The sequence below is a fragment of the Castellaniella ginsengisoli genome (assembly GCF_040955415.1).
GTDB classification, from domain to species: Bacteria; Pseudomonadota; Gammaproteobacteria; order Burkholderiales; family Burkholderiaceae_B; genus Castellaniella; species Castellaniella ginsengisoli.
Window position 1 is genome coordinate 1,980,611 of record NZ_CP158257.1, and the last position, 24,540, is coordinate 2,005,150.

The 24,540-nt window shown below is 67.1% G+C and carries 23 protein-coding genes and 1 tRNA gene; 5 read left to right on the top strand and 19 right to left on the bottom strand.

Translation table 11 applies throughout. From position 1 onward, the window contains the following. Positions 1–79: 79 nt before the first annotated feature. The 11 genes from ABRZ00_RS09445 to ABRZ00_RS09495 all read right to left on the bottom strand — a co-directional run bounded on the left by ABRZ00_RS09445 (position 80) and on the right by ABRZ00_RS09495 (position 11,554). Positions 80–156 (bottom strand) — tRNA-Arg (locus tag ABRZ00_RS09445). A gap of 78 nt (positions 157–234) precedes the next feature. Further along, complete coding sequence (locus ABRZ00_RS09450) at positions 235–1,239, bottom strand: FAD:protein FMN transferase (protein ID WP_368647682.1); 1,005 nt, start codon at positions 1,237–1,239, stop codon at positions 235–237. After that, positions 1,236–1,817 carry a nitrous oxide reductase accessory protein NosL gene (locus ABRZ00_RS09455; protein ID WP_343838675.1) on the bottom strand — a complete coding sequence of 194 codons (582 nt, stop codon included), beginning with the start codon at positions 1,815–1,817 and terminating at the stop codon, positions 1,236–1,238. Before ABRZ00_RS09455 ends, ABRZ00_RS09450 begins: the two co-directional genes overlap by 4 nt. Beyond that, positions 1,814–2,644: an ABC transporter permease gene (locus ABRZ00_RS09460; RefSeq protein WP_343838678.1), complete on the bottom strand. Its 831-nt coding sequence runs from the start codon at positions 2,642–2,644 to the stop codon at positions 1,814–1,816. Before ABRZ00_RS09460 ends, ABRZ00_RS09455 begins: the two co-directional genes overlap by 4 nt. Continuing rightward, positions 2,641–3,546, bottom strand: coding sequence for an ABC transporter ATP-binding protein (locus ABRZ00_RS09465; RefSeq protein ID WP_343838680.1), 906 nt, complete (start codon positions 3,544–3,546; stop codon positions 2,641–2,643). Before ABRZ00_RS09465 ends, ABRZ00_RS09460 begins: the two co-directional genes overlap by 4 nt. Further along, a complete protein-coding gene (locus ABRZ00_RS09470; protein WP_368639379.1) occupies positions 3,543–4,823 on the bottom strand; it encodes a nitrous oxide reductase family maturation protein NosD in 1,281 nt (426 codons plus the stop codon). Before ABRZ00_RS09470 ends, ABRZ00_RS09465 begins: the two co-directional genes overlap by 4 nt. Before the next feature lie 4 nt (positions 4,824–4,827). Then, on the bottom strand, positions 4,828–6,732 hold the full coding sequence (gene nosZ / locus ABRZ00_RS09475; protein WP_343838686.1) for a TAT-dependent nitrous-oxide reductase: 1,905 nt from the start codon (positions 6,730–6,732) through the stop codon (positions 4,828–4,830). 56 nt (positions 6,733–6,788) lie between these two features. Beyond that, positions 6,789–9,101: a 4Fe-4S binding protein gene (locus ABRZ00_RS09480; protein WP_343838688.1), complete on the bottom strand. Its 2,313-nt coding sequence runs from the start codon at positions 9,099–9,101 to the stop codon at positions 6,789–6,791. A 187-nt stretch (positions 9,102–9,288) separates the two neighbouring features. Further along, positions 9,289–9,939, bottom strand: a complete 651-nt coding sequence (locus ABRZ00_RS09485; protein ID WP_343838691.1) for a DNA-3-methyladenine glycosylase — start codon at positions 9,937–9,939, stop codon at positions 9,289–9,291. Between the two features lie 6 nt (positions 9,940–9,945). After that, positions 9,946–10,986: an adenosine deaminase gene (locus ABRZ00_RS09490; protein ID WP_368642188.1), complete on the bottom strand. Its 1,041-nt coding sequence runs from the start codon at positions 10,984–10,986 to the stop codon at positions 9,946–9,948. 187 nt (positions 10,987–11,173) lie between these two features. Further along, positions 11,174–11,554 (bottom strand): DUF423 domain-containing protein, encoded by a 381-nt coding sequence (locus ABRZ00_RS09495; protein ID WP_368642187.1) that lies wholly within the window; start codon positions 11,552–11,554, stop codon positions 11,174–11,176. 124 nt (positions 11,555–11,678) lie between these two features. Between ABRZ00_RS09495 and ABRZ00_RS09500 the strand changes: the two genes are divergently transcribed. The 3 genes from ABRZ00_RS09500 to ABRZ00_RS09510 are packed head-to-tail and all read left to right on the top strand — an operon-like array spanning position 11,679 to position 14,443. Further along, a complete protein-coding gene (locus tag ABRZ00_RS09500) occupies positions 11,679–13,322 on the top strand; it encodes an acyl-CoA dehydrogenase family protein (RefSeq protein WP_368642186.1) in 1,644 nt (547 codons plus the stop codon). A gap of 15 nt (positions 13,323–13,337) precedes the next feature. After that, positions 13,338–13,943: a thermonuclease family protein gene (locus ABRZ00_RS09505; protein ID WP_368642185.1), complete on the top strand. Its 606-nt coding sequence runs from the start codon at positions 13,338–13,340 to the stop codon at positions 13,941–13,943. Positions 13,944–13,945: 2 nt separating this feature from the next. Continuing rightward, entirely contained in the window at positions 13,946–14,443 is a 498-nt protein-coding gene (locus tag ABRZ00_RS09510; protein ID WP_343838699.1) for a DUF1178 family protein, read from the top strand. 15 nt (positions 14,444–14,458) lie between these two features. Here ABRZ00_RS09510 and ABRZ00_RS09515 read toward each other — a convergent pair whose 3' ends face one another. Next, positions 14,459–15,334, bottom strand: a complete 876-nt coding sequence (locus tag ABRZ00_RS09515) for a LysR family transcriptional regulator (RefSeq protein WP_368642184.1) — start codon at positions 15,332–15,334, stop codon at positions 14,459–14,461. A gap of 116 nt (positions 15,335–15,450) precedes the next feature. On the opposite strand from ABRZ00_RS09515, the gene ABRZ00_RS09520 reads away from it, so the two are divergent. Further along, positions 15,451–15,792, top strand: a complete 342-nt coding sequence (locus ABRZ00_RS09520) for a multidrug efflux SMR transporter (protein ID WP_368642183.1) — start codon at positions 15,451–15,453, stop codon at positions 15,790–15,792. A gap of 4 nt (positions 15,793–15,796) precedes the next feature. Then, complete coding sequence (gene mdtI, locus ABRZ00_RS09525; RefSeq protein WP_368642182.1) at positions 15,797–16,126, top strand: multidrug/spermidine efflux SMR transporter subunit MdtI; 330 nt, start codon at positions 15,797–15,799, stop codon at positions 16,124–16,126. A 75-nt stretch (positions 16,127–16,201) separates the two neighbouring features. On the opposite strand, the gene efp is transcribed toward mdtI, so the two are convergent. The 7 genes from efp to ABRZ00_RS09560 form a co-directional block, all read right to left on the bottom strand. Further along, on the bottom strand, positions 16,202–16,759 hold the full coding sequence (gene efp, locus ABRZ00_RS09530) for an elongation factor P (protein WP_343838705.1): 558 nt from the start codon (positions 16,757–16,759) through the stop codon (positions 16,202–16,204). Between the two features lie 75 nt (positions 16,760–16,834). Next, positions 16,835–17,920 (bottom strand): elongation factor P maturation arginine rhamnosyltransferase EarP, encoded by a 1,086-nt coding sequence (earP, locus tag ABRZ00_RS09535; protein WP_368642758.1) that lies wholly within the window; start codon positions 17,918–17,920, stop codon positions 16,835–16,837. A 63-nt stretch (positions 17,921–17,983) separates the two neighbouring features. Further along, positions 17,984–19,186, bottom strand: a complete 1,203-nt coding sequence (locus tag ABRZ00_RS09540; protein ID WP_343838707.1) for a DUF2863 family protein — start codon at positions 19,184–19,186, stop codon at positions 17,984–17,986. 139 nt (positions 19,187–19,325) lie between these two features. Then, positions 19,326–21,911 carry a bifunctional aconitate hydratase 2/2-methylisocitrate dehydratase gene (gene acnB, locus ABRZ00_RS09545; protein ID WP_368642181.1) on the bottom strand — a complete coding sequence of 862 codons (2,586 nt, stop codon included), beginning with the start codon at positions 21,909–21,911 and terminating at the stop codon, positions 19,326–19,328. A gap of 167 nt (positions 21,912–22,078) precedes the next feature. Continuing rightward, positions 22,079–22,711, bottom strand: coding sequence for an OmpW family protein (locus tag ABRZ00_RS09550; RefSeq protein WP_368642180.1), 633 nt, complete (start codon positions 22,709–22,711; stop codon positions 22,079–22,081). Positions 22,712–22,802: 91 nt separating this feature from the next. Further along, positions 22,803–23,096, bottom strand: coding sequence for a GNAT family N-acetyltransferase (locus ABRZ00_RS09555; RefSeq protein ID WP_343838713.1), 294 nt, complete (start codon positions 23,094–23,096; stop codon positions 22,803–22,805). Next, positions 23,086–24,537 (bottom strand): bifunctional 2-methylcitrate dehydratase/aconitate hydratase, encoded by a 1,452-nt coding sequence (locus tag ABRZ00_RS09560; RefSeq protein ID WP_368642179.1) that lies wholly within the window; start codon positions 24,535–24,537, stop codon positions 23,086–23,088. Before ABRZ00_RS09560 ends, ABRZ00_RS09555 begins: the two co-directional genes overlap by 11 nt. Positions 24,538–24,540 lie beyond the last annotated feature (3 nt).

Sequence of the window (24,540 nt, forward strand, 5' to 3'; positions counted from 1 at the left end):
GTGCCCGAAGGGATGTTTCGAGCGGAACCCAAAAAGGACAAGGGCTTACGATGATTTCATCGTAAGCCCTTGATTTGTATGGCGCGGCTGGCAGGATTCGAACCCACGACCCCTTGGTTCGTAGCCAAGTACTCTATCCAACTGAGCTACAGCCGCTAAAGAAGCGAAATTATAACGTGCTTTTTCAGGCTTGTCATATCGCTTTTTCCAGTGCTTGTTCAAGCGGTTTCTGAGTCACCCCAGGCGGATCAGGCCGCCGTCATCCGGCGGCATCAGCCAAGCCTGGACTGGAAAGCGCGAAATCATACCACGGATCGCTTCGGCTGGCATGTGCGAGAAAGCCGTGGACAGGGCATCGGCGGTCGTCGCATCGGCTGCGCGTACCGTGACGCTGCGCCAGCGCGGCGTCGCCTGGCCCGTGCGCGGATCGAACAGGTGCGTAAAACGCCCCTCGGCGTCCAGCGGCGTGCCGTAGCCGCCCGAGGTGGCCAGCGCCTGATTGCTCAAGTCGATGGTCTCCAGAATCCGGCCGGACTCGTCCGGATCGGCGATGCCGGCGCGCCAGGGGCGGCCGGCGCCGCGCGCGCCCAGGCCGCGCGCCTCGCCCAGATCGATCATGGCGTGCTCCAGCCCGTTGGCCCGCAGCAGCTCGGTCACCCGGTCCGTGATGTAGCCTTGGGCGATGCCATTGAGGGTCAGCGCCATGCCTGGGCGGTCCAGCACGATGGCCTCTGCTTCGATGCGGATGGCGCGGTAGTCCACTTTGGCCAGCGCGGCGCGCAGCGCACCGGGTTCCGGCGGCAGCGGCTTGCCGGCCCGCAGGCGGGCGGCGTACAGATCCCACAGTGCCTGTACGCTGGGATCGAAGCGCCCCCCGGTCCGCTCGCCGAAGGCGACTGCCTGGGACAGCAGGCGGCTCAGGTCCAGGGGCGGCATGTCCAGACGGCCCGCGCGGTTCAGGCGTACCAGGGCGCTGTCCTCGCGATACAGGCTGAAGACCTGCTCCAGGCGGTGGACTTCGGCGACGGCCATGCGCACCAGCCGCTCGGCATGGGCGCGGTCGGGATGCAGCAATTGCAGTTGCGCGTCGGCGCCCAGCGCCACGCCGCGCCAGACGACCGGCTCGGGCAGGGCGCCGGAGTCGCGCAGGGCCGCGCGCAGGGGGCCGGGCCCCATCAGGGCGGCGCTGGCGGCGAGGATGCCGAGGAAACGCCGGCGGGGAACGCGGGGTGTCTTCATGAGAGGGCTCCGGCGGGTTCGCGGTCCGTGCCGAACGTGAGCTCGGGGGCGCGCAGGACGTAGTCTTCGGGCATGTCCCTGAATCCGACGATCCGTCCGCCGTGGCGTTCGGCGTAGGCGCGGGCGTCTTCCAGGCGGGCGAACGGCAGCGCATCGGGCGCGCCCATGCCGCCGACCGCGCCGCTTTCGATCAGGTAATGGGCGGTCTTCGCATCGATCCAGGCGTCCGCGGGCGGGTTGCCGTCGGCATCCGCGCGGCCCATGTCCTGCACGTAGATGGCGACGATGGTCTTGGGCTCTTCGGGCAGGATGGTATAGGCGAAGACTTCGCGGATCGTGGAAAACCACACCGGGATGTCCCGGTCGCGCAGAAGGATCTGGCCCTTGGGGCCGATGTGTTCGTACAGGTTCATGCCGCAATAGTGGCCGACGGCCTCATCGGTCATCGCCACGGGTGGGGGTGGAGGGGAGGATGCGTCCTGATGGCCGCCGCAGCCGGCCAGCATCAGGGAGAACAGGGCGGCGCCGATCAGGCGGATCGGCGCGTTATTGACACGGGGGGGAGACAGGCGGTTCATAGCGCCCTCCGTTTGAAGGCCAGGCTCGCCAGACCGAGGGGCAGGGCGATCCACAGAAGCTGCGCCAGCAGCAGGATGCCGGTGGGCAGCGTGGCCTGGTCGCTCAAGCCGGCCATGCCGGCGAACATGGCGATGTTTTCGTGGCCGGTGAGGTTCAGCAGGCGGTAGACGTCGGTGGGGTTGAACAGCAGGATGGCGTTGAGCAGCGGCGCCGTGATGATCCGGCCCTGGTCCGCGACCAGCACGCCCAGCAGCGCCATGTCGTAGATCACCACCAGGAACAGCCAGATGCCGATGGCGATGCCGGCGGCCGTGGCGCGCTCCTGGACCAGGGCGCTGATCAGGTAGCCCAGCGCCAGGAAGCTCGCGCCCAGCAGGATGCTGGCCGCGATCAGCAGGGCGAAGGGCGTCCAGGCCGCCAGGTCCAGGCCGCCGTGCGCGAGCTGGAGCGCCAGCCCGGCGATGCCGTAGCCCGCCACCGTGGCCAGTGCCAGGATGGCCAGGTGGCCGAGAAACTTGCCCGCCATCACCTGGCCGCGGCTGATCGGATAGCTGAGCAACAGGGCCATGGTGCCGCGGTCCACCTCGCCGACGATGGCATCGTAGGACAACAGCATGGCGATCAGCGGGATGAGAAAGATCGACAGGCTCGACAGGCTCACGACCGTGACCGTCAGGGGGTCGACCTTGACGGAGCCGGTCGGCGCGCTGCCCAGAAAGCCCAGCGACAGGGCCAGCATGGCCAGCAGCACGGTGACGGCCAGCACCCAGCGGTTGCGCAGACCGTCGCGGATTTCCTTGCGCATCAGGATCAGGGTCGGGCTCATGCGGTGTCCTCACGGCGCAGGAACTGCGCATACATTTCGTCGAGGCCGGGATGTTCCAGCTCGATGTCGCGGATGTCGGGGATGGCCTGGGCATCGCGCAGCCGGCGCAGCTTGTCGGCCTCGGCGCAGGTCAGCTCGATGCGGTGCGCGCCGATGCGCCGCCAGCCTTCCGGGATCCGGATCGGTTCGGCGTCCAGCGTCAGACGGATGCGCACCGGCAGGTCGGCCTCGCGGCGCAGATCGCCCAGGGTGCCGTCGGCGATCTTCTGGCCCTTGCGCATGACGACGACGCGGTCGGCCTGGCCCTCCAGTTCGGCCAGGGCGTGGGTGGATAGCAGGATGGCGGCCCCGGCATCGCACAGTTCGCGCACGATCTCGTAGAACAGCAGGCGGGAGGCCGGATCCAGGCCGGTGGTGGGTTCGTCCAGCAGCAGGACGCGCGGCGCGCCGAGCAGCGCCTGGGCCAGGGCCAGGCGCTGGCGCATGCCCTTGGAATAGCCGCCCACGCGTCGCCGGGCGGCTTCGGCGATGCCGACGCGCGCCAGCAGGGCGGCGTTGCCGTCCGTGGGCAAACCCTTCAGGCGGGCGTAGAAGGCCAGGGTCTCCGCGCCCGTCAGCGACGGATGCAGGGCCACGGTTTCAGGCAGGTAGCCGATGTGGCGGCGGGCGCGGGCGGCCGCCGGCGTGCCGGCGATTTCGCCCAGGACGCGCACCGAGCCGGTTTCCGGGCGGATCAACCCGAGGATCAGTTTGATGAGGGTGCTTTTGCCGGCGCCGTTGTGGCCGGCCAGGATCACGCATTCGCCCGGTTCGATGAACAGGCTGACGTTGTCCACGGCCCGCAGCGCGGCGTAGCGTTTGGTGACGGATCTCAATTCGATCGGGGGCGCTGTGACGGTCATGGCAGGGCCTCGAGTTTTTTCAGGGTCGGCGTGGCCGGAATCCCCATCAGGGGAGCGCTGTCGATCACGCCGCCGGGCAGGATCGCGGGAAATTGGGATTGAGCCCAGCGAACGATGGAAACGGCCGGGCTGTTGAGCAGCAGCCGTGCATTGGGCGCGCGCCAGATGACCTGATCGATCAGGCCGTTGGGGCGGTAGGCGGTATCGGCGATGCCGTTGCCGTCCAGGTCGAAGGCCGACAGGTCGGACCAGTAGTTGCCGCGCCCGTCCAGAGACCATTCCAGAAAGCGGGTGCCGACGTATTTCACCTGATTCTGGTTGCGGACGAAGGCGTTGCCATGGATGCGGTTGCCCTCGGAGCCCGTGTAGTGGACGCCGATGCCGCAATCCTGGAAGTGGTTGCCGGCCAGTTCGTTCAGGTTGGCGTTATAGACGAATACGCATTTGTCCGCGCGCACGACGACATTGCCGTCGATGACGGATTCGTCGGTGGCGTTGAGCATCAGGCCCTGGTGCTTGCTGTCCAGGGCGATGTTGTCGCGCACGGTCAGGCGGCGCGAGAACATGATGGCATAGCCGATCTCGTTGCCGCGCGACAGGTTGTGGCTGACCTCGCTGTCGTTGGTGTACATGTAGTGCACCGCGTAGCGCAGGTCGTGGAAGACGTTGCGGCTGAAGACGTTCTCGCGGCTGTTGTTCGAGAAGATGCCGTCGCGGCCCTCGGAGATGTCGTTGTCCAGGACTTTCGAGCCGGGGGCGTTCCAGACGGTCACGCCGTTGCCGCGCTCATTGACGCGCAAGCCGGTGTTGCCGACGATGCGGTTGCGTTCCACCAGGGCGTCGCGCGCGCCCCAGAGGTAGACCCCGACGGAGTTGTCGATGATGTCGTTGTCCGCGACGTGGGCGCGGGCGGCGGTCTTGTCCAGAAAGACGCCGGCGTCCATATCGGACAGGCTCAGGCCGGAATGGCGGATCGTCAGGTGCCGCAGGACGACGTCCTCGGCCTGGATCCAGACCGTGCGGCCGGTGCGTTCGCCCAGGATGCGGGCGCTGCGGTCATCGGGCCCCTGCAGCGTCAGCGGCTTGTCGATCACCAGGTTGCCGGGATAGTCGCCCGGTGCCAGGCGCAGGATGTCGCCCGGCGCCGCCGTCGCGACGGCGGCCCGCAGGTCGGAACCTGCGGGCACGTCGATCACGGCGGCGCGTACCGCCCCGGGGCGGGCGATCAGGATCGCCAGTCCCAGGCAAAAGCCCGTCAGGACGGTGGCTGGCCGCATGCCATCAGGCCTTCTTCGGCTTGACGTACATCTGGCCGGACATTTCCATGTGCAGCGCATGGCAGAACCACTGGCAGTAGTACCAGTGCACGCCGGGACGCGAGGCCGTGAAGGTGACCGAGGAGGTCGCCTGGGGCCCGATTTCCATGGCGATGCCGTAGCCGGTCAGCGTGAAGCCGTGGGTCAGGTCCTCGATGCGCTCCATGTTGGTGACCACGACCGTGACTTCGTCGCCTTCGTTGACTTCGAACTTGGGCAGGCTGAACACCGGCGCGATGGCCACCATGTAGACGCGCACCTTGTTGCCGTCGCGGATGACGTTCGCGGCGGATTCCAGGGTGACGCCGTCCTTTGCGGCCATCTGGCGGGCGTCTTCCCACATCGGGTCGTTGCGGTCCCAGATGTGCAGCGGGCGGACCTTGGAGCGGTGCACCAGCAGCATGTCGTGCGGTTCGGCGAAGCTGGGGCCGTCATGCACCAGCTTCATCTCGTCGCCGGAGATGTCGATCAACTGGTCGTTTTCCGGCTTCAGGGGGCCGACGTTCAGGAAGCGGTCCTTGGAGAATTTGTTCAGCGACACCAGCCACTTGCCATCGGCCTCTTTGGTCTCGCCCATCGTGGTGTGATTGTGGCCGGGCTGGTAGTGCACGTCGATCTTCTGGATGATGGGATCGACGTCCTTGCCCTGGTAGGCTTGCTTGGCCTTCTCGATGTTCCATTTGCACATCTGGCTGTCGATGAACAGCGTGGTGTAGGCGTTGCCCCGGCCGTCGAAGGCCGTGTGCAGGGGGCCCAGGCCCAGTTGCGGCTCGGCCACGACCACGTCGCGCTCCTTGATCTTGCCGGCGAACAGGTCATCGAGCTTGCGCACGTCGATCACCGTGACGGTGGGCGAGAGCTTGCCGTTGAACACCACGTGGATGCCGTCGGGCGCGGCGTTGCAGCCGTGCGGCGAATTGGGCACCGGGATGTAGCGCGTGTACTTCGAGCCCTTGCGGCCGTCGATCACGGGCACGCCGTTCATTTCCTTGTAGTCGCCGTTCTTGACGGCTTCCTCGATGAGCTTGATGTTGAACACCACCGCCCAGTCCTGCTCATTGGCGGACATCTCGGTGACGCTCAGGCCCTTCTCGGAGTTGTAGCACGTGGCGAAGGAGTACTTGCCCTGGTAGTCGGCATCGCCGTTGTCCAGGTTGCCGTCGACCAGCACCTGCCAGGCGACCTTCATGGTGTCGCCGTCCACGGCGGTGTAGATGGCCCAGAAGTTCTTCTTCGGATCGTCCATCACGGAGCCGTCGTTGGGCAGCGGCACGATGTGTTCGCCGTTGCAGAACACGTAGCCGGTCTTCGGGTAGCGCTGCGGGCGCAGACCGTGGATGCCGTCGGCGTTGGGGATCTCGATGATCTTGTCGGTCTTCATCACGTCGCAGCGGATGCGGGCCACGCGGGTGTTGGCCTTGTCGTTGATGAAGATGTAGCGGCCGTCGTAGGTGTTGTCCGTGAAGGACATGTGCGGATGGTGCGCATCGCCGTTGGGGAAGGTGCCGCCGATGGATTCCACGTAGGCCCTGGTCGCCGGCGTCAGGCCTTCGTTCAGGATCTTGAGGCTCTCATTGGTGCGGCCCCAGCCCGTGGCGCTGCACATGTTGAACACCGGGATGCGCAGCAGTTCGCGCATGGACGGCAGGCCCAGGACGCGGACTTCGCCGCTCTGCCCGCTGGAGTTGAAGGCATAGTATTCGTCCAGTTCGCCGGGGGCGACCTCGACGCTCTGGTGGCCTTTGCCTTTGGCGTCCTTGGCGTTGGCGGGCAGGTGTGCGGCGCCCACGGCGGCAGCCCCGGTCAGGGCTGCGGTGCCGAGGAATCCCCGCCGGCTCAGGCCGGATTTGTCGCTGGTGTGGTCGGACATGGTGTACTCCCAAGGGTTGTAGGCATAACGCCGTGGCTCGATGGCCGGGTAGAGCGTTATGGGTTCGACGAAACGGGTTGCGGTTCGGACGACGGATCGCGCGGGCGCACGGTCGGTTTGCGGCTGGCGACGACTTCGCCCGGGATGCCGGCGTCCGGCGGGGGCGCCTTGTGGCGCTTGAGTTTGGCGTTCTTCTGGAGCAGGTGCGGGCAGCGCTTCTCGTTGTGGTAGAGCTGCTGGCAGTTCAGGCACTGGATGCATTCGTTGGGATTGATGTCGCCTTCCGGATTGATGGCCTGCACGGGGCACTCCACGGCGCACAACTGGCAGGGGTTGCCGCAGGTCTTGTAGCGGCGCAGCCAATCGAAGATCCGCAGCCGCGCGGGGATGGCCAGGGCAGCGCCCAGCGGGCACAAGTAGCGGCAGTAGAAGCGCTCGATGAACAATCCCGCCAGCAGCAGCACGATGGCGAAGATCACGAAAGGCCAGTCGCGGACGAATTTCAGGATGATCGCGGTCTTGAAGGGCTCGACCTCGGCGAACTGCTCCGCCAGGCCAAGCTGGTACAGCGAGATGCCGAACAGGATCAGGAAGAGGATGTATTTCAGGCCGGCCAGGCGGGTGTTCAGGCCGTGCGGCACCTTGATCTGGGGAACGCGCAGCTTCTTGGCGACCTGGTTGGTCAGTTCCTGCAGGGCGCCGAAGGGGCACAGCCAGCCGCAGAACGCCCCCCGGTTCCAGAAGATCAGCGACATGGCCGTGGCGATCCACAGGATGAAGACGATCGGATCCATCAGGAAGTATTCCCAACTGAAGTCCGTGCGCAGCGACGTGGTGAAGGTGAGCACGTTCACGACCGAGAGCTGCGCCTGGGCGTACCAGCCGATCCAGAACAGCGTGAACAGCAGGAACCCCGTGCGAAAGCGCCGGTAGAAGACCTCGTGCTTGACGATCTGGTTCTGGAAGAAGAACACCGCGATCAGCGTCAGCAGGGCGATCGAAATGATCACGATCTGCGGAATCTTGGAGGCCCAGATCTGTTTCCACAGCGCCGGGGCCTCTTCGGTTTCTTCGAAGACGGCGGCCTGCGCGGCATCGGCCGGGGCAGCGGCCTGGCCGGCTCCGGCCGGTGCGGCCGCCGGATCGGCCTTGGTGTAGGCTTGCGGCAGGGCGTAGTTCAGGTTGAAAGCGGTGAAGGCTTTTTCCTTCACGCTGATGATGCGTTGCACCATCAACTGCAGGCGCCAGGGCTCGACGGCGTCGAAGACGGCATCCGTCGGCACGGTGAACAGCGCGATTTCACGGAACCGGGGAGCGCCGTCGGCCATCAGGTCGGCGAGGCGCTGGTGGTCCAGGTCGGTGAAATGGATGCCGTGCTCTTCCTGGATGACTTCGATACGATCGAAGACCCCGCCGCGCACGTAGCCCGAGCCTTTGAAGGAATAGGCGCCGTTGCCGGCGATCAGGATCGCCTGCTGGCCGGGCTTGAGCCGGCCGCGCAGGTAGTTGTATTCGGCCTCGCCCAGCAGGCTGCGGCCGATGCCGGGCGCGCTGACCAGGGCCGCGTACAGGTCGATGAAGGTGTCATCCGGTTCGCCGGGTTCGGGGCGGTCGGCGGCGCCCGCCCGGCCGTTTTCCTCGAAGGCGCGGTTGACGTCGGCCACGCTGACGTGCAGATGGGCGACCGCGCCCGCGGCCAGCAGGGCATCCCACGATTGGACGTCCGCCTTCTCCAGGTCGAGGATGCGTTTTTGCGCCGGGGCGGCCTGGGCAGCCTGACGGCCGTCGCGGCCGATGCCGTGGTGGCGGGCGACGGCCATCACGGACCGCGTCAGGCTGTCGCCGATGACCATCAGGGTGACGGTGGCTCCGCTGATGATGTCCACCGGCGGCGGCGCGCCGGGGCGCGGCGGCTCCTTGACGTAGTTCTTGCCGACATAACCCTCGATGAAGGCCTGCACCTTGGCTTCCGGGATTCCGATCAGCACGATGGGTTCGTGGTGTTCGACCAGGCGGGCGCTCAGGATTTCCCCGTCCGGGGACAAGCCCACCAGCACGTCGATGGGCTTGCTGGAATACCCCCGGGTGTTGACGATGTCGGTGGTCAGGTAGACGTAGCCTGCGAGCGTGTCGCCCGCGTAGGCGCGGGCGACCGCGGGCTGGCCTTCCGGCGGGCCGATGCGGTCCGCGCCGGGGACGATGTCGGCGGGTGGGAACCGGTCCAGGAAGGCGCCCAGCCGGGGGCCGGAGCCGACCGAGGTGCCGCTCTGGCCGAATTTGAATGCCTGCTGCGCCCCGCCCGCCGGGGCGGCGAGCGCCCTCGTCGCCGGCATGATCAGACAGGCCCACAGCAGAAGCAGGGAGGCCATCCAGAGCAGGCTGGCAGGTCGTGGCTGTCGGAGTGTGGCGAAGCGGCGCATGGAGGAGAATGGAGGGGTCTCTTGGAAGATGACACCATCCTAGCCGCGGGGGTTGGCCGCAGTCTTGCGCCGGATCAAGAAAAGCTTAAAAGCTCCTGAAAGAGGGGTGTTTCGCCGGAAATGTCGACTATTTCGCTCAAGATTGCCGTTCAGCAAGTTTCCGGGCGGATTTCCCGGGGGGGCGGCTGACGGCCGGGTGGCCCGGCACGAAAAAGCGCAGCGGCTTGGCCGCCCATTCACCTGCGTAGTCCACCCCGATGCGCGGGCTGGCGGCGATCTCGGCGGGCGCGGGGGCCTCGTCGCGGGCGAGCCACAGCGTGTCGCCGCACAGGTCGATGCCGTAGTGGTCGCGGGTGACGCCCATGGCGCGGCACAGCCGGCCGGGGCCGCTGGTGGAGGCGTCCAGTCCCTGGACGGGCGCCAGGGCTCTGAGCAGCACGGCCGTGCCGCTGCCCTCGGGGCCGGTGACCACGTTCATGCAGTGGTGCATGCCGTAGATGAGGTAGATGTAGGCATGGCCCGGCGGTCCGAACATGGCCTTGGTGCGCGCCGTGCGCCCGCGCGAGGTGTGGGCCGCCAGGTCGCCCGGGCCGAGATAGGCCTCGACTTCGACGATGCGGCCGGCGCGCAGGCCATCCGGCAGCGCGTGGACCAGCAGCCGTCCGAGAAGATCGCGGGCGACGATTTCGGCGGGGCGGTCGTAGAACGCACGGTCGAGCCGCTGGCAGACGCCCTGGATCGGGTCGGCCGGAGTGATCAGCCTGGACAGCGGAGAAGAGCCGGACATCGGGGTTCAGCTCCGGCCGGCGGCGGCCGACAGCCGGTCGAGCAGCCGTTTTTGGCCGGCCGGGGGCAGGAACGAGGCCTTCAGGCTGTTGGCGGCCAGGGTGACGAGTTCGTCGCGGGACAGGTCCAGGGCTTCGGCGCTGGCGAGGTAGTTGTCCAGCACATAGCCGCCGAAATAGGCGGGATCGTCGGAATTCAGGGTCACGACGGCGCCCGCCCGCAGCAGTCTGGCCAGATTGTGCTCCCGCAGATCGTGGACCACGCCCAGCTTGAGGTTCGACAAAGGGCAGACCGTCAAGGGCACGCGGCGCAGGATCAGGTCCTGCAACAGGGCGGGGTCCTCGCTGCTGCGCACGCCGTGGTCGATGCGGGCGACCTTGAGCGTGTCCAGGGCGCCGCGCACGTATTCGGGCGGGCCTTCTTCTCCTGCGTGCGCGACCAGGCGGAAACCCAGCTCGGCGCAGCGGGCGTAGACCCGGGCGAATTTTTCCGGCGGATTGCCGCGCTCGGACGAATCCAGGCCGATGCCGATCCATAGATCGGCGTAGGCCTCGCGCAGCGGCAGGGCGGCCTCCAGCGTGGCGAAGGCTTCGTCCTCCGGCAAATGCCGCAGGAAGCTGAGCAGCAGGTAGCTGCTGATGTCCAGCGTATCGCGGGCTTCGCGCAGCGCGCGCGCCAACCCGGCGAACACGGTCTCGAGGGCGATGCCGCGTCGCGTATGGGTCTGCGGATCGAACATGAGCTCGGCGTGGACGACGCCGTCGGCGTGGGCGCGGCTCAGGTAAGCCATGGCCAGATCGTAGAAATCCTGCTCGGTGACCAGGACGCTGGCCCCGGCGTAGTACAGATCCAGGAATGATTGCAGATCGGTGAACCGATAGGCGTCGCGGACAGCCTGGACGTCGGCGTACGGCAGGTCGATGCCGTTGCGCCGGGCCAGCTCGAACATCAGCTCCGGTTCGAGCGTGCCTTCGATGTGCAGGTGCAGTTCTGCCTTGGGCAGGGCGCGCAGCCATTCGCGCCATTCATGATCGGGAGAGGCGGCCATCGGGGTTCCTGTCGGACGAGGCGGGCCTTCATTATAGGCGGGGCCCACCTCGCGCCTTGCAGGGCGCTCGGATTCGCCTGGCATATGACAGTCCTCAATGGACTTTTCTCAAATTGTCTCAGCCCCCCACCTCGCGCCTTGCAGGGCGCTCGGATTCGCCTGGCATATGACAGTCCTCAATGGACTGTCATATGTCCCGTCTCATCCAGGCCGCCCAGGCCAGCGTTAGCCAGGACAGGATCATCAGCAAGCCGCCGATGGGCGTGACGGCCCCCAGGACGCGCGCGCCCGTCAGCACCAGGGCATACAGGCTGCCGCTGAAGACGAGCAGGCCGGCCAGCATGAGGCCGCCCGCCCAGGCGGCGGGCGCCGGCGCCAGGCGCGCCCAGAGGGCGGCCGTCAGCAGCAGCCCGGCGCCGTGGATCAACTGGTAGTGGGCGGCCGTGCGCCAGACCTCCAGCAGATCGGGGGTGACCAGGTGTTTGAGCCCGTGCGCGCCGAAGGCGCCGGCCGCCACGCCCGAGGCCAGGATCAGGGCGCCGCACAGAATCAGGAAACGAGGGCTCACATCGGCTCTCCCACTTTGAAGGATGGGTCGATTGTATCCGCGCGGGCGGTATGCGCCCGGCCCTGTCCGCCGCCGGGAATCGCGGGTAGACTGGACCCATGATCACGGCGTAAGGATAGCGCGCATGCATCTCGAACACAGGGCCTCCGAGGTGCCCGAGGCCGATAATCAGGTGCCGGATCTGCCCGATTGCAATCTGTACCTGGCCGATGAGGCCTTGGTCCAGGGTGTGCGTCGCGAAGGCGCCGGCAGCCGCGAGGCCGAGCTGGAGACCTGGGGCGCCCGGCTGGGCCGGGCCGGGTTGTCCCGCCTGGCCGCCGAGGTCAACCGGCAAGGACCGGTGCTGCGGGCGTTTGATCGCCGGGGGCTGCGCATCGATGTGGTGGAGTTTCATTCCGGCTGGTCCGAGTTCCTGTCGCTGGCTTTCGCCCAGGGCATGCACGGCGGCGCCTGGACCGATCCGGGCGCGGGCGCCCAGGTTGCCCGCGCGGCCCACTATCTGATGCATGGCCAGGTCGAAGCCGGCTCCCTGTGCCCCGTGACCATGACCAGCGCGGCCATTCCGCTGCTCGCGCGCGAATCCTGGTTCTCCGAGATCCGGCCGCTGCTGTCCGGCCGCGAATACGACGGGCGCGACCTGCCCCTGGCCGGCAAGCGCGGCATGATGATCGGCATGGGCATGACCGAACGGCAAGGCGGCTCCGATCTGCGCGCCAATTTGAGCCGGGCCGAGCCGCAGGGCGAAGGTTGGTTCCGCCTGACGGGCCATAAATGGTTCTTTTCCTCGCCCATGTCGGACGCCCATCTGGTGCTGGCGCGCGACGGCGATGGCCATTCCTGCTTCTACATGCCCCGCTGGCTGGATGACGGCCGGCGCAATCCGGTGCGCATTCTGCGGCTCAAAGACAAGCTGGGGAACCGCTCCAACGCCAGCGCCGAGGTCGAGTTCGACGGCGCGCTGGGGCGCCGGATCGGCGAACCCGGTCGGGGCATCGCCACGCTGGTCGAGATGGCATCCTACACCCGCCTGGATTGCGTGCTGGGCAGCGCGGCGCTGATGCGCCAGGCTCTGGTCCAGGGCATTCACCACGCCCGCCACCGGCGCGCCTTTGGCCGCAGGTTGATCGAGCAACCCCTGATGCGGCAGGTGCTGGCGGATCTGGCCCTCGAGAGCGAGGCGGCCACCGCGCTGGCGTTGCGTCTGGCCGGGGCCTTCGACCGGCTCGATCAGCCCGCCGGGCAGGCGCTGCGCCGCCTGCTGACGCCGGCGGCGAAATTCTGGATCTGCAAGCGGGCGGTCGACGTCACGGCCGAGTGCATGGAAGTCTGGGGCGGCAATGGCTACGTCGAGGACGGCCCCATGGCGCGCCTGTACCGCGAAGCGCCTGTCAATTCCATCTGGGAAGGTTCGGGCAACGTCATGTGCCTGGACGTGCTGCGCGCCGTGCGCCAGGAACCGCAATCCTTGGCTCAGGTGGCCGACGGGGTGGTCCGGCCCCATCCGGGAGAACCGGCGTTGCGGGCCGCCGCCGACCGCCTGCGGGCCGTCCTGGCGCTCGATGCCGAAGCGCAGCAGGTCTTGGCCCGAATGGTCGCCCGGGACCTGGTGCTGTTGGTGCAAGCGGATCTCCTGCTGCGCCACGCCCCACAGGAACTGGCGCGGGCGTTCGTGGACAGCCGCCTGGGCGCGGCGGGGGGCGACGTCTTCGGGGCGCGGCCGTCGGCGCTGCCCGCCGATGCGCTGCTGCGGCGGGCCTGGCCGGATTGACCACTACAATGGCGCATGATTTTCGAATTGTTCTCACGCGCGCGGCATGTCGCGGCGACGCCCGTTTTGCTGGGCGGCATGCTCCTGGCGGGCTTTTCTGCGGACGGTTTCTTCAACCTGGTCCTGGCGCAGGATGCCGCCTATGCGCTCAAGGGCAAGGTCGTGCGGGTGGCCGATGGCGACACCCTGACTTTGCTGGCGGGGCGCGACCGCCATCGGGTGCGGCTGGCCAGCATCGATGCGCCGGAGACCGGAAGCGGCCGTCTGCGGCCCGGCCAGCCTTACGGCCAGGCGGCCCGCAAGGCCCTGGCCGATCTGGTGGCTGGCCGGACCCTGACCCTGAAGTGCTACGAGCAGGACCGCTATGGGCGCGATATCTGCGATGTGCCGCTGCCCGGCGGCGGCACGGCCAACCGCGTCATGGTCGAAACCGGAATGGCCTGGGCCAACCGGCAAGGCGCTGGCAAGTATCTGCGGGACGAGACCCTGCCCGGGCTGGAGCGCCAGGCCCGCGGCCGGCGCCTGGGCCTGTGGCGCCAGCCGGATGCCGTGGCGCCCTGGGATTGGCGCTGGCAGTGCTGGGATGCGCTTGAAAACGGCCGGCCGGCCCCCATTTGCTGACTATGGCACTCAAAGTATTCGATCTCTCGTGCGAGCATGACCATGTCTTCGAGGGCTGGTTCTCGTCCCGCGACAGTTTCCAGGATCAACTGGCTCAGGGGCTGGTGCGCTGTCCCGTTTGCCACAGCGACCAGATCACGCGCCGGGTATCCGCGCCCCACCTGAACGTCAGCCACTTGCGCGCCGGGTCTGCCCCGCGTGCGGAGCCGGCTGCCCGGAGCGAATCCGTGCCTCAAGGCCGCGCTGCGGTCGCGGCGCCGTCGGGCGACCAGTTGGCCCGCCTGCAGGCCGAAGTCCTGCGCCAGATCCGCCGCATCGTGCGCCAGACCGACGATGTCGGTTCGCGCTTCGCCGACGAGGCGCGCCGCATGCACAACGGCGAGATCGAAGAGCGCCCCATTCGCGGCCAGGCCTCTCTCCAGGAGTGCCGGGATCTGGTCGACGAAGGCATTTCCATCATGCCGATTCCCGACATTCTGGACGACGACCGGCTGCAGTAGCCCGCGCTGCCCGCGTCAGGCCCAGGCCTGCATCAGTTCTGCGAAACGCTGTTCGGCCCAGCGAGCCGCCGTGCCCAGTTCCCGCCCTTGCGGCCAGATCATGCGGATCGAAAGCAGGGGCAGGGCCAGCGAAGGGCAGGACACCTGGCACAAGGGCTTGGGGTATCCGTCGTACGTGGCGATATTGACCGGCAGGGTCGCCCAGCCGAGATCGTCGGCGACCATGTCCGCAATGGTGTAGAAACTGTCCGAACGCCAGACCTTCGGGCTGTAAATGGCTTCCTCAACATCCTCGGCGCGCATGACGATCTGGCGGTAATAGGCCAGGTCTTCGCGGCGAACCTGCGGCTTGTCCGCCAGAGGGTGGCCGCTGGCCACGAAGATTCCTTGAGCGAGCGTGCCGATGCGGCCTTGATCGAAGCTGTCGCGCAAGGGGCCGCGGTCGAAATGGAACGCCGCATCGGCGCGCGCCTGGTCGACGTAATCCGCCACTTCGGTGGCCGTGCCGTTGAGCAGCGTCAGTTCCAGGTCGGGGAAGTGGTCGGAGAGCTCGCGCAGCAGGGCGCGAATGGCCGTATAGGGCAGGGCTTCATCCAGGGCGAGCGCCAGCCGGGCCTCGTCGCCCGTGGACAGCGACCGGGCGCGCTGATCCAGCGCCCGGGCCTGTCGCAAAAGCTCGCGGGCTTCCAGCAGCATTACCCGTCCCGCGTCCGACAGGGTGGCCCGATGTTTGGTGCGGTCGAAAAGCGCCACCCCCAAATCGGCTTCCAGCAGGCCAATGGCCGTACTGACGGCGGATTGCGCCTTGCCCAAGCGGCGGGCAGCGGCGCTGATGGAGCCGGCTTCCACGGTGGCGACAAATTGGCGGAGCTGATCGAGATTCCATTGCATTTCGCCATGCTATCAAATTAATTGATGGATTCAAACTTTTTGAATCGAAGATATGTGTGGAAAATAGGGCGATCCCTCGATTCGATTCCGAATCCCCTGACCTTGAAGAGATTCCCATGCCATTGCGCCCCTGGTTGTTCCTGCTGGCCGCCGTTGCGGTCGAAGTGCTTGGCGTAACCCTCATGAAGCGCGCGTCCGGATCCGGCGCCTGGATGCCGCTTCTGTTCATGTATGCCATGATCGGGTTGTCGTTCTATTTCCTGGCGCTGGCCGTCAAGCGCTTGCCCATGGCCCTGGCCTATGCCGCCTGGGAAACGCTTGGCCTCGTCTGCGTCACGTTCATCGGTCTGCGCTATTTCGGCGAGAGCTTGAGCCCGGCCAGGGTGCTCGGTCTGGCGGTGCTGCTGGCCGGCGTCGTCCTCGTGAACCTCGGCGCGCCCCGGGCTCAGGAGGCGTGACGCCATGCAAAACGCCGCATTCATGCACTATGCCTTCATGGCCGCCGCCATCGTGCTGGAGGTCGCCGCCAATATCTTCGTGAAGTATTCGGACGGTTTCCGCCGCCGCGCGGCCGGCGCCTTGGGGATCGCCTGCATCCTGGCGTCATTCACGGCGCTGTCGCAGGCGGTCAAGGGCATCGATCTTGCCGTGGCCTATGCGCTGTGGGGCGGCGTCGGCATCCTGCTGACGGCGCTGGCCGGCATGGCCTTGTTTGGGCAGCGGCTTGGCCGGATCGGCTGGCTGGGCATTGCCGCGATCGTGGGGGGCGTGCTGCTGCTTGAATTATCGTGATGACGCGGGCGGTGCGCGCGCATGAAAAAGCCGGGCGTCGGGGCCCGGCCTTTTCATGCGCGTTTCGCGGGGGAATCACATCACCCGGCTGCGGTATTCGTTGGTGCGGGTATCGATCTCGATCTTGTCGCCGATGTTGCAGAATAGCGGCACGGACAGTTCGTAGCCGGTGTTGATCTTGGCGGGCTTGAGGACCTTGCCGGACGTGTCGCCCTTGACGGCGGGCTCGGTGTAGCTGATCTCGCGCACGATGATGGTGGGCAGTTCCACCGAGATCGCGCGGCCGTCGTAGAACACGACCTCGACCGTCATGCCTTCTTCGAGGTAGTTGAGCGCGTCGCCCATGCTGTCGGCCTCGACTTCGTGCTGGTTGTATTCCTCGTCCATGAAGACGTACATCGGGTCGGCGAAGTAGGAATAGGTGCATTCCTTGTTTTCAAGCACGACCTGCTCGAATTTTTCGTCGGCCTTGTAGACGGATTCGCTGGCGCTGCCGGTCAGGAGGTTCTTGAACTTGAGCTTGACGACGGCGGCATTGCGGCCGGACTTGTTGTATTCGGCCTTCTGGACGACGAGGGGGTCGCTGCCGACCATCACGACGTTGCCAACGCGCAGTTCCTGTGCGATTTTCATGGGGAAAACTCCGGGGATGTCTGCCCCGAGCCAAAACGCATTTCGAGGCAATACTGAAAAAATTAACTGTCCATTCTAGCGCGTTTGGCGCCGCCTCAGGCAAAAATCCAGTAAATCTTGACCCAGATCGGCTTGGGCGGCTCGTTCGTCGCGCCAGGCGCGGGTGCGTGCGCCCCAGGCGGACCAGGCCGGTTCCCGCAGCGCGACCGGCAGCAGCCGGGCGACGGCGGCATCGTCCCGGCGGTTCCAGGCGCGGGTCAGTTCGGCGGCGGGGGCGGGCCATCCGGCCCGGCCCAGCCAGGCTTCCAGCTTGTCGAGGTGGGCGTCCGCGTCCTGGCGGTAGACCTGCCAGACCAGGGGGGCGCCCGCCCAGAGCGCCCGGACCATGGAATCCTCGCCGCGCACGAAATTCAAGTCGCAGCACCACAGCAGTTCGTCGAAACGGGCCTGGGGCACGAAAGGGATGGGCATGACCCGCAGCCTGCCTTGATCATGCAAGGCGGCGTGCGGGCGGCCGCCGGGCGCCAGCAGCCAGACGGGCAGGTCCTGGCCCGCCAGCGCCGCTTGCAAGCCGGCCAGCGGCGCATCGGGGTAGCAGAACAGCAGCACGCACAATGCGTCGGCAGGCGGAGTGGATGCCAGCCCGGTCAGATCCTGCAGTCGCCGGCCGCGCTCCAGCGATTGGGCGGCGTCGCGGCGCGCGCGAAGGCCGGGCTCGTGCAGCAGCCCGCCGGTGGCCGGTGTGAAGCCGGGAAAGAAAAAGAATTTCGGCACGCCATTCACCTGCGGCGAGGGCAGGCCGTGGCAGCTCTCCACCCACGGCTCGGCGCTGAGATATTCCAGGTTGATCCACAGGCAGTCCCGCCCGGCCATGGCGGCTTCGTAAGCCGGGGGCAAGGCGCAGGCGAAGGCTTCGATGACGACGCCGCCCCGGGGGGGGGCGGCATGCGCCGCCGCGCTCCAGGGTTCGATCCGCACGCCCTCCAGGTCCTGCCCGCAGGCCCGGGCATCCAGCGCCGGCAGCAGCCGCGCCAGGACGTCCGGGCGGTCGATCCACAGGCGCACGGATTGCCCCAGGGCGGCCAGCCGCCGGGCGAGCCGCCAGCATACGCCGGCATCGCCGAAATTATCGACGACGCGGCAGAACAGATCGAATGACAGGGTGCTCATTGAAGACCGGCGGGTGGGCGCTGACCGGGCGCGCGCCGATTCCGGGGCGCGGCGCTAGTGGAACTGGACCGGCTCGGGGTCGATTTCCTCGGGCAGTTCGGGGTGCTGCATGTCGCCCAGCATGTTGGGAAAGTACGGCGTGCCGCAGTCTTCGCAGAATTCCATGGGCTGCAGGCCGGGCAGGCGGCGGATGTCCTGCACACCGCATTCGCGCAGCAGGGCCGCGATCGCGTCCCAGGTGTCGACCTGGCCTTCGGCATCGGCGTCGGGCTGGGATTCCTCGCGGCTGAGCGCGGGCCAGACGCAGCCGTAGATCACGTCGTTGCTTTCGCGGGTGCAGAAGCCGATGCGGTATTCCTCGATCGCCTGTTCGCCGCAGGCGACCAGCGCGGCGCGCAGATCGGCGCCCGGGATCTTGGCGGCGGTCTGCAGCCAGGTGGCGGCCGCCTTGAGCGTCAGGGGGCGGATGCCCTGATCGGCCTGGCGGGTGCTGGTGTAATACGCCTCGGGGCGCAGGTATTCAAGCTGGCAGCCGGTGAAGGCGGGTTCCAGGATGCGCGCGCAGCCCTCGGCCCAGCGCTGCGTGACCGCCTCCTGGGTGGGCGCCTCGGCGGGTTGGGGGGATTGCCATTGGAAGAGGGCTTCGCCGTGCGGCACCACCACTGCGCCGACCAGGAAGAATACGTCGGCCAGCAGGTCTTCGGGGGCTTCGGCGTCGCGCAGGGCGGGGCCGTCCCGGCGCTGCCCGAGGGCGCGTTGCGCCAGCGTCTGGGTCCATGCGCGGGTTTCCTGGAAGGATTGCGGCAGGCGGTCGAAGCGGACCAGCGAAGGCAGCAGGGCGACTTGCGCGTGGGCGCCCAATGTGGTTTCGGCCAACAAGGCCTCAAGGGCCTGCAGTTGGGCCGCGCTCAACTGGCCGGCCGGCAGCCGGTAGCGGGTCCAGGCCAGGATCGGCGCCGAGATCAGCAGCGTGTCGACGTTCTGGCCGTCCGGCCCCGGGATCAGGGATTCGGAGCGCGCCTCGGCTAGCTCCACCAGGATCTCGTAGGCGGGCGAGCGCTGTTCCAGCAGGACGTCCAGGGCGGATTCCACGGCGCGCCCGTGGCGGGCGCCCAGGGCTTTGTCCAGGGCTTCGCCGAGGCGGCCTTCCCAGTAGCGGTCTTCCAGGTGGCTGCCCGAGCGCGACAGGGCTTCGGCCAGGGAAATCAGGGTCTGCGAGGTGCGCGACAAGGAGGAGGTGCGGGAACGAGGAGGCATGGTGGATCGAAAAACGGGGCAGACCTTAGTGTACCCGTACTGGCCATCGAAAAAGGCGCCCCGTGGGGCGCCTTGAGTGTGCCGGCCACCGGGCGCGGCCTGTCGGGGCCGGGGCCGGTGCTGCGGCATCGGGGCGGGATCAGGCGTTGACCGTGTTGGCGACCGCCGTGAAGTCTTCGATCTGGTCGAAGTTCATGTAGCGGTAGATATCCTGGCTGTCCTTGGCCAGCAGGCCCATGGCTTCGAGGTATTCCTCGCGCGTGGGGATGCGGCCCAGGCCCGAGCAGATCGCCGCCATTTCGGCCGAGCCCAGGAACACGTTGGAGTTCTTGCCCAGGCGGTTGGGGAAGTTCCGCGTGCTGGTCGAGAACACCGTGGCGCCTTCGCGCACCTGGGCCTGGTTGCCCATACACAGCGAGCAGCCCGGCATTTCCATGCGCGCGCCGGCCGTGCCGAACGTGCCGTAGTGGCCTTCCTTGGTCAGTTCGCTGGCGTCCATCTTGGTGGGCGGCGCGACCCAGAGCTTGGAGGGCAGGTCGCGCTTGCCCTTGAGCAGCGTGGCGGCCGCGCGGAAGTGGCCGATGTTGGTCATGCAACTGCCGATGAAGACCTCGTCGATGGCCGTGCCGGCCACGTCGGACAGTGTCTTGACGTCGTCCGGGTCGTTCGGGCAGGCCACGATGGGTTCATGGATGTCCGCCAGGTCGATGTCGATCACCGCCGCGTATTCGGCGTCGGCATCGGGCTCGACCAGTTGGGGGTCCGCCAGCCAGGCTTCCATGTTCTTGATGCGGCGGGCCAGAGTGCGGGCATCCTGGTAGCCATTGGCGATCATCCACTTGAGCAGCGTGATGTTGCTGTTCAGGTATTCGATGATCGGTTCCTTGTTCAGGCGCACCGTGCAGGCGGCGGCGGAGCGTTCGGCGGAGGCGTCCGACAGCTCGAAGGCCTGCTCGATCTTCAGGTTCGGCAGTCCTTCGATTTCGAGGATGCGGCCGGAGAAGATGTTCTTCTTGCCTTTCTTTTCGACCGTCAGCAGGCCCTGCTTGATCGCGTACAGCGGGATCGCGTTGACCAGGTCGCGCAGCGTGACGCCGGGCTGCATTTCGCCCTTGAAGCGCACCAGCACGGATTCGGGCATGTCCAGCGGCATGACGCCGGTGGCGGCGGCGAAGGCGACCAGTCCGGAGCCGGCCGGGAAGCTGATGCCGATCGGGAAGCGGGTATGCGAGTCGCCGCCGGTGCCGACCGTATCGGGCAGCAGCATGCGGTTCAGCCACGAGTGGATGATACCGTCGCCCGGGCGCAGCGCCACGCCGCCGCGCGTGCTGATGAAGGCGGGCAGTTCGTGGTGGGTCTTGACGTCCACGGGCTTGGGATAGGCGGCGGTGTGGCAGAAGGACTGCATCACCAGGTCGGCCGAAAAGCCCACGCAGGCCAGATCCTTGAGTTCGTCGCGGGTCATGGGGCCGGTGGTGTCCTGGCTGCCGACCGAGGTCATGCGCGGCTCGCAGTAGGTGCCGGGACGCACGCCCTGGCCTTCCGGCAGGCCGCAGGCGCGGCCGACCAGTTTTTGCGCCAGCGAATAGCCCCTGCCCGTGTCGACGGGCGATTCGGGCAGGCGGAACAGCGTGGTGGGCGGCAGGCCCAGGGACGCGCGGGCCTTGGCGGTCAGGCCGCGGCCGATGATCAGCGGAATGCGGCCGCCGGCGCGGACTTCATCCAGCAGCACATCGGACTTGAGCTGGAATTCGGAGATGACCTGGCCGTTCTTCAGCGCCTTGCCTTCGTAGGGGCGCAGTTCGATGACGTCGCCCATGTTCATGGCGGACACGTCGAGCTCGATGGGCAGGGCGCCGGAATCCTCCATGGTGTTGTAGAAGATCGGGGCGATCTTGCCCCCCAGACAGACGCCGCCGAAGCGCTTGTTGGGCACGAAGGGGATGTCTTCGCCGGTGTGCCAGATGACGGAGTTGGTGGCCGATTTGCGCGAAGAGCCGGTGCCGACCACGTCGCCCACGTAGGCGACCAGATGGCCCTTGGCCTTGAGCTCGTCGAGCAGCTTGATCGGGCCGACCTGGCCGGGGGCGTCGGGCGTGATGCCGTCGCGCGGGTTCTTCAGCATCGCCAGCGCGTGCAGCGGGATGTCCGGGCGGCTCCAGGCGTCGGGGGCGGGGGATAGATCGTCGGTGTTGGTTTCGCCGGTGACCTTGAATACGGTCAGCGTCAGGCTTTGGGGCACTTCGGGGCGGCTGGTGAACCATTCCGCGTCCGCCCAGCTTTGCAGGACGGCCTGGGCATGAGCATTGCCCGCCTTGGCTTTTTCTTCGATGTCGTGGAAGGCGTCGAAGACCAGCAGGGTCTTCTTCAGGCCTTCGGCGGCGACCGGCGCCAGGTCGGCGTGGTCCAGCAGCTCGATCAGGGCGCTGATGTTGAAGCCGCCCAGCATGGTGCCCAGCAGTTCGGTGGCGCGGCGGGCGTCGATCAGGGGGCAGATTTCTTTGCCCAGCGCGACGGCGGCCAGGTAGGAGGCCTTGACCTGGGCGGCGTCGTCGACGCCGGCGGGGACGCGGTGCGTGAACAGATCCAGCAGGAATTCAGCTTCGCCGGCGGGCGGGTTCTTCAGCAGTTCGATCAGGTCGGCCGTTTGCTTGGCCGTCAGGGGAAGCGGCGGGATGCCGATCGCCTCGCGGGCGGCGGCTTCGGTGCGGTAGGATTCCAGCATGGAGTGATGCCCCAGGAAAGAGGGTTGGTGAACGCGCCTATTTTACCGGTAAGCCTGGCGATCAGGCAATGGTCTTATATAAGATATAAGACCAAATGCCACAAGGCGCGCTCCTTTTCCTGGGGCGCGTGGCGCCGCCCTGCCGGAGCGGCGTGTCTGGCGCGTTCTTAGAAGCGGTAGCCGACGCCGATGGTGGCGACCCAGGGGTCAATGTGGGTCTTGCCGATGTCCTGGCCGTTCAGGCGAACGGTGGACGAGATGCCGATGTAGCGCAGATCGGCATTCAGGAACCAGCGGTCGCTGAGTTTGAAGTCGGCGCCGATCTGGGCGGCGACACCCCAGGAATCGCTCAGGCTGAGGTCGCTGCCGGCCAGCGCGCCCTTGCTTTTGGTGCTGAAGAAGGTCGTGTAGTTCAGCCCCACGCCCACGTAGGGTTGGAGGGTGGCGTCCGGCAGGAAGTGCCACTGCAGGCTGAGGGTGGGCGGCAGGTGCTTGGTCGAGCCGATCTCGCCCATGCCCCGGGCGTTGATCGAGTGCTTGAACGGGAAGGCGCCCAGCAGTTCGATGCCGATGTGGCGCGTGGCCATGTAGGTCAGGCTGAAGCTGGGCCGGGTGTTGCCGTCGATGTCCAGCTTGACGGTGCCGTTGGCCACCGTGCCATTGTTGGACTTGGGCTCGACGTGCGTGACGCCGGCCTTCAGCAGGATGTCGCCCGCTTCGTGGGCCATCGCCGGCGCGCCGGCGATGGACCCGGCCGCCAGGGCGCATGCGATAAGGGTGTGGCGTAGGCGGAATGCCATGAGGAGATCTCCCTATTAATGATGGGGTTATAGGAACCCTCATTTTCGGGAAAACCCTGATCGAAGGATTTAATCTCGATCAATCAACACGTCATTCCACCAGATCTTGATATTCCGGATGGCGTTTCACGTAGGCCGCCACGTACGAGCACAGCGGCCGCACCCGCCAGCCGCGCGCGCGGGCCGTGTCCAGCCCAGCGCGCACGAGGTCGGCGGCGATGCCGCGCCCGCCCACGGGGGCGGGCACCCCCGTGTGCGTGAACGAGGCGACGGCGCCTTCCAGCGTGTAGTCCAGCACGCAAAGCTGGCCGTCCTCCGTCCAGGTGAAGCGGCGGGCGGCCTCTTCGTGGCGGATGGCTCTGGAAGAGGAGGCCTCAGATGACATACAGATCCACGTATTCGTGCACCGGCATGGCTTCCAGCCTGGCCTGATCCAGCGAGACGTCCAGGATGCGTTCCTGCTGGCGGGTCGGGAACTGGCGCGCCAGGTTGGTGCGGAACTTGGCTTCCAGCAGCGGGATCCCGTCCTTGCGGCGGCGCTTGTGGCCGATCGGGTATTCGCAGACGATCTCGTCGAGCTGGGTGCCATCCGTGAATTCGACCGTCAGCGCGTTGGCGATGGAGCGCTTGTCCGGGTCGTGGTAGTCGGCGGTGAAGGCCGGGTCTTCCACGCAGACCATCTTGTCGCGCAGCGCGTCGATGCGCGGGTCGGCGGCCACGCTGTCCTCGTAGTCGGCGGCGGTCAGGCGGCCGAACAGGATGGGAACGGCCACCATGTACTGGATGCAGTGGTCGCGGTCGGCGGGGTTGTTCAGCGGACCCTTCTTGTCGATGATGCGGATGCAGGCCTCGTGCGTGCGGATCGTGATCTTCTTGATGTCGGCGGCCGTCTTGCCCAGGGCATTCAGCTTTTCATGGATCTGCATGGCGCATTCCACGGCGGTCTGCGAGTGGAATTCGGCCGGGAAGGAGATCTTGAACAGCACGTTTTCCATCACATAGCTGCCGTAGGGGCGCTGGAACTTGAAGGGCTGGCCCTTGAACAGCACGTCGTAGAAGCCCCAGACCGGCGCGGTCAGCACCGAGGGGTAGCCCATTTCGCCGGTGCGGGCCATCAGGGCCAGCCGCACGGCGCGGCTGGTGGCGTCGCCCGCCGCCCAGGATTTGCGGCTGCCGGTGTTCGGCGCATGGCGGTAGGTGCGCAGGCTCTGGCCGTCCACCCAGGCCAGGGATACGGCGTTGATGGCTTCATCGCGCGACAGGCCCAGCATCTGGGACACGACGGCGGTGGAGGCGACTTTCACCAGCACCACGTGGTCCAGGCCGACCTTGTTGAAGGAGTTTTCCAGCGCGATGCAGCCCTGGATCTCGTGCGCCTTGATCATGCCTTCGAGAACGGCGCGCATGGTCAGCGGCGCCTTGCCGGCGGCCACGGCATTGCGCGACAGCCAGTCGGCCACGGCGAGGATGCCGCCCAGGTTGTCGGACGGATGGCCCCATTCGGCGGCCAGCCAGGTGTCGTTGAAATCCAGCCAGCGGATCATGCAGCCGATATTGAAGGCGGCCTGCACGGGGTCCAACTGGAACTGCGTGCCGGGGACTTTTGCGCCATTGGGCACCACCGTGCCCGGGACGATGGGGCCCATGAGCTTGCGGCAGGCCGGGTATTCGAGGCCTTCGAGGCCGCAGCCCAGGGTGTCGATCAGGCAGTTGCGGGCGGTCTCGAGCGCCAGCGCGCTGTCGATCTTGTAGTCGAAGACGTAATCGACGATGTCCACCAGGACCTGGTCGGGCTGGGGACGGACGTTGGAAATGGTCGCGGACATGGA

What these genes read in the sequence shown, in the direction of transcription:
- ABRZ00_RS09450 (WP_368647682.1), bottom strand. Translation starts at nt 1,239, where the DNA reads ATGAAGACACCCCGCGTTCCCCGCCGGCGTTTCCTCGGCATCCTCGCC.
- ABRZ00_RS09455 (WP_343838675.1), bottom strand. Translation starts at nt 1,817, where the DNA reads ATGAACCGCCTGTCTCCCCCCCGTGTCAATAACGCGCCGATCCGCCTG.
- ABRZ00_RS09460 (WP_343838678.1), bottom strand. Translation starts at nt 2,644, where the DNA reads ATGAGCCCGACCCTGATCCTGATGCGCAAGGAAATCCGCGACGGTCTG.
- ABRZ00_RS09465 (WP_343838680.1), bottom strand. Translation starts at nt 3,546, where the DNA reads ATGACCGTCACAGCGCCCCCGATCGAATTGAGATCCGTCACCAAACGC.
- ABRZ00_RS09470 (WP_368639379.1), bottom strand. Translation starts at nt 4,823, where the DNA reads ATGCGGCCAGCCACCGTCCTGACGGGCTTTTGCCTGGGACTGGCGATC.
- nosZ (WP_343838686.1), bottom strand. Translation starts at nt 6,732, where the DNA reads ATGTCCGACCACACCAGCGACAAATCCGGCCTGAGCCGGCGGGGATTC.
- ABRZ00_RS09480 (WP_343838688.1), bottom strand. Translation starts at nt 9,101, where the DNA reads ATGGCCTCCCTGCTTCTGCTGTGGGCCTGTCTGATCATGCCGGCGACG.
- ABRZ00_RS09485 (WP_343838691.1), bottom strand. Translation starts at nt 9,939, where the DNA reads ATGTCCGGCTCTTCTCCGCTGTCCAGGCTGATCACTCCGGCCGACCCG.
- ABRZ00_RS09490 (WP_368642188.1), bottom strand. Translation starts at nt 10,986, where the DNA reads ATGGCCGCCTCTCCCGATCATGAATGGCGCGAATGGCTGCGCGCCCTG.
- ABRZ00_RS09500 (WP_368642186.1), top strand. Translation starts at nt 11,679, where the DNA reads ATGCATCTCGAACACAGGGCCTCCGAGGTGCCCGAGGCCGATAATCAG.
- ABRZ00_RS09505 (WP_368642185.1), top strand. Translation starts at nt 13,338, where the DNA reads ATGATTTTCGAATTGTTCTCACGCGCGCGGCATGTCGCGGCGACGCCC.
- ABRZ00_RS09510 (WP_343838699.1), top strand. Translation starts at nt 13,946, where the DNA reads ATGGCACTCAAAGTATTCGATCTCTCGTGCGAGCATGACCATGTCTTC.
- ABRZ00_RS09515 (WP_368642184.1), bottom strand. Translation starts at nt 15,334, where the DNA reads ATGCAATGGAATCTCGATCAGCTCCGCCAATTTGTCGCCACCGTGGAA.
- ABRZ00_RS09520 (WP_368642183.1), top strand. Translation starts at nt 15,451, where the DNA reads ATGCCATTGCGCCCCTGGTTGTTCCTGCTGGCCGCCGTTGCGGTCGAA.
- mdtI (WP_368642182.1), top strand. Translation starts at nt 15,797, where the DNA reads ATGCAAAACGCCGCATTCATGCACTATGCCTTCATGGCCGCCGCCATC.
- efp (WP_343838705.1), bottom strand. Translation starts at nt 16,759, where the DNA reads ATGAAAATCGCACAGGAACTGCGCGTTGGCAACGTCGTGATGGTCGGC.
- ABRZ00_RS09540 (WP_343838707.1), bottom strand. Translation starts at nt 19,186, where the DNA reads ATGCCTCCTCGTTCCCGCACCTCCTCCTTGTCGCGCACCTCGCAGACC.
- acnB (WP_368642181.1), bottom strand. Translation starts at nt 21,911, where the DNA reads ATGCTGGAATCCTACCGCACCGAAGCCGCCGCCCGCGAGGCGATCGGC.
- ABRZ00_RS09550 (WP_368642180.1), bottom strand. Translation starts at nt 22,711, where the DNA reads ATGGCATTCCGCCTACGCCACACCCTTATCGCATGCGCCCTGGCGGCC.
- ABRZ00_RS09555 (WP_343838713.1), bottom strand. Translation starts at nt 23,096, where the DNA reads ATGTCATCTGAGGCCTCCTCTTCCAGAGCCATCCGCCACGAAGAGGCC.
- ABRZ00_RS09560 (WP_368642179.1), bottom strand. Translation starts at nt 24,537, where the DNA reads ATGTCCGCGACCATTTCCAACGTCCGTCCCCAGCCCGACCAGGTCCTG.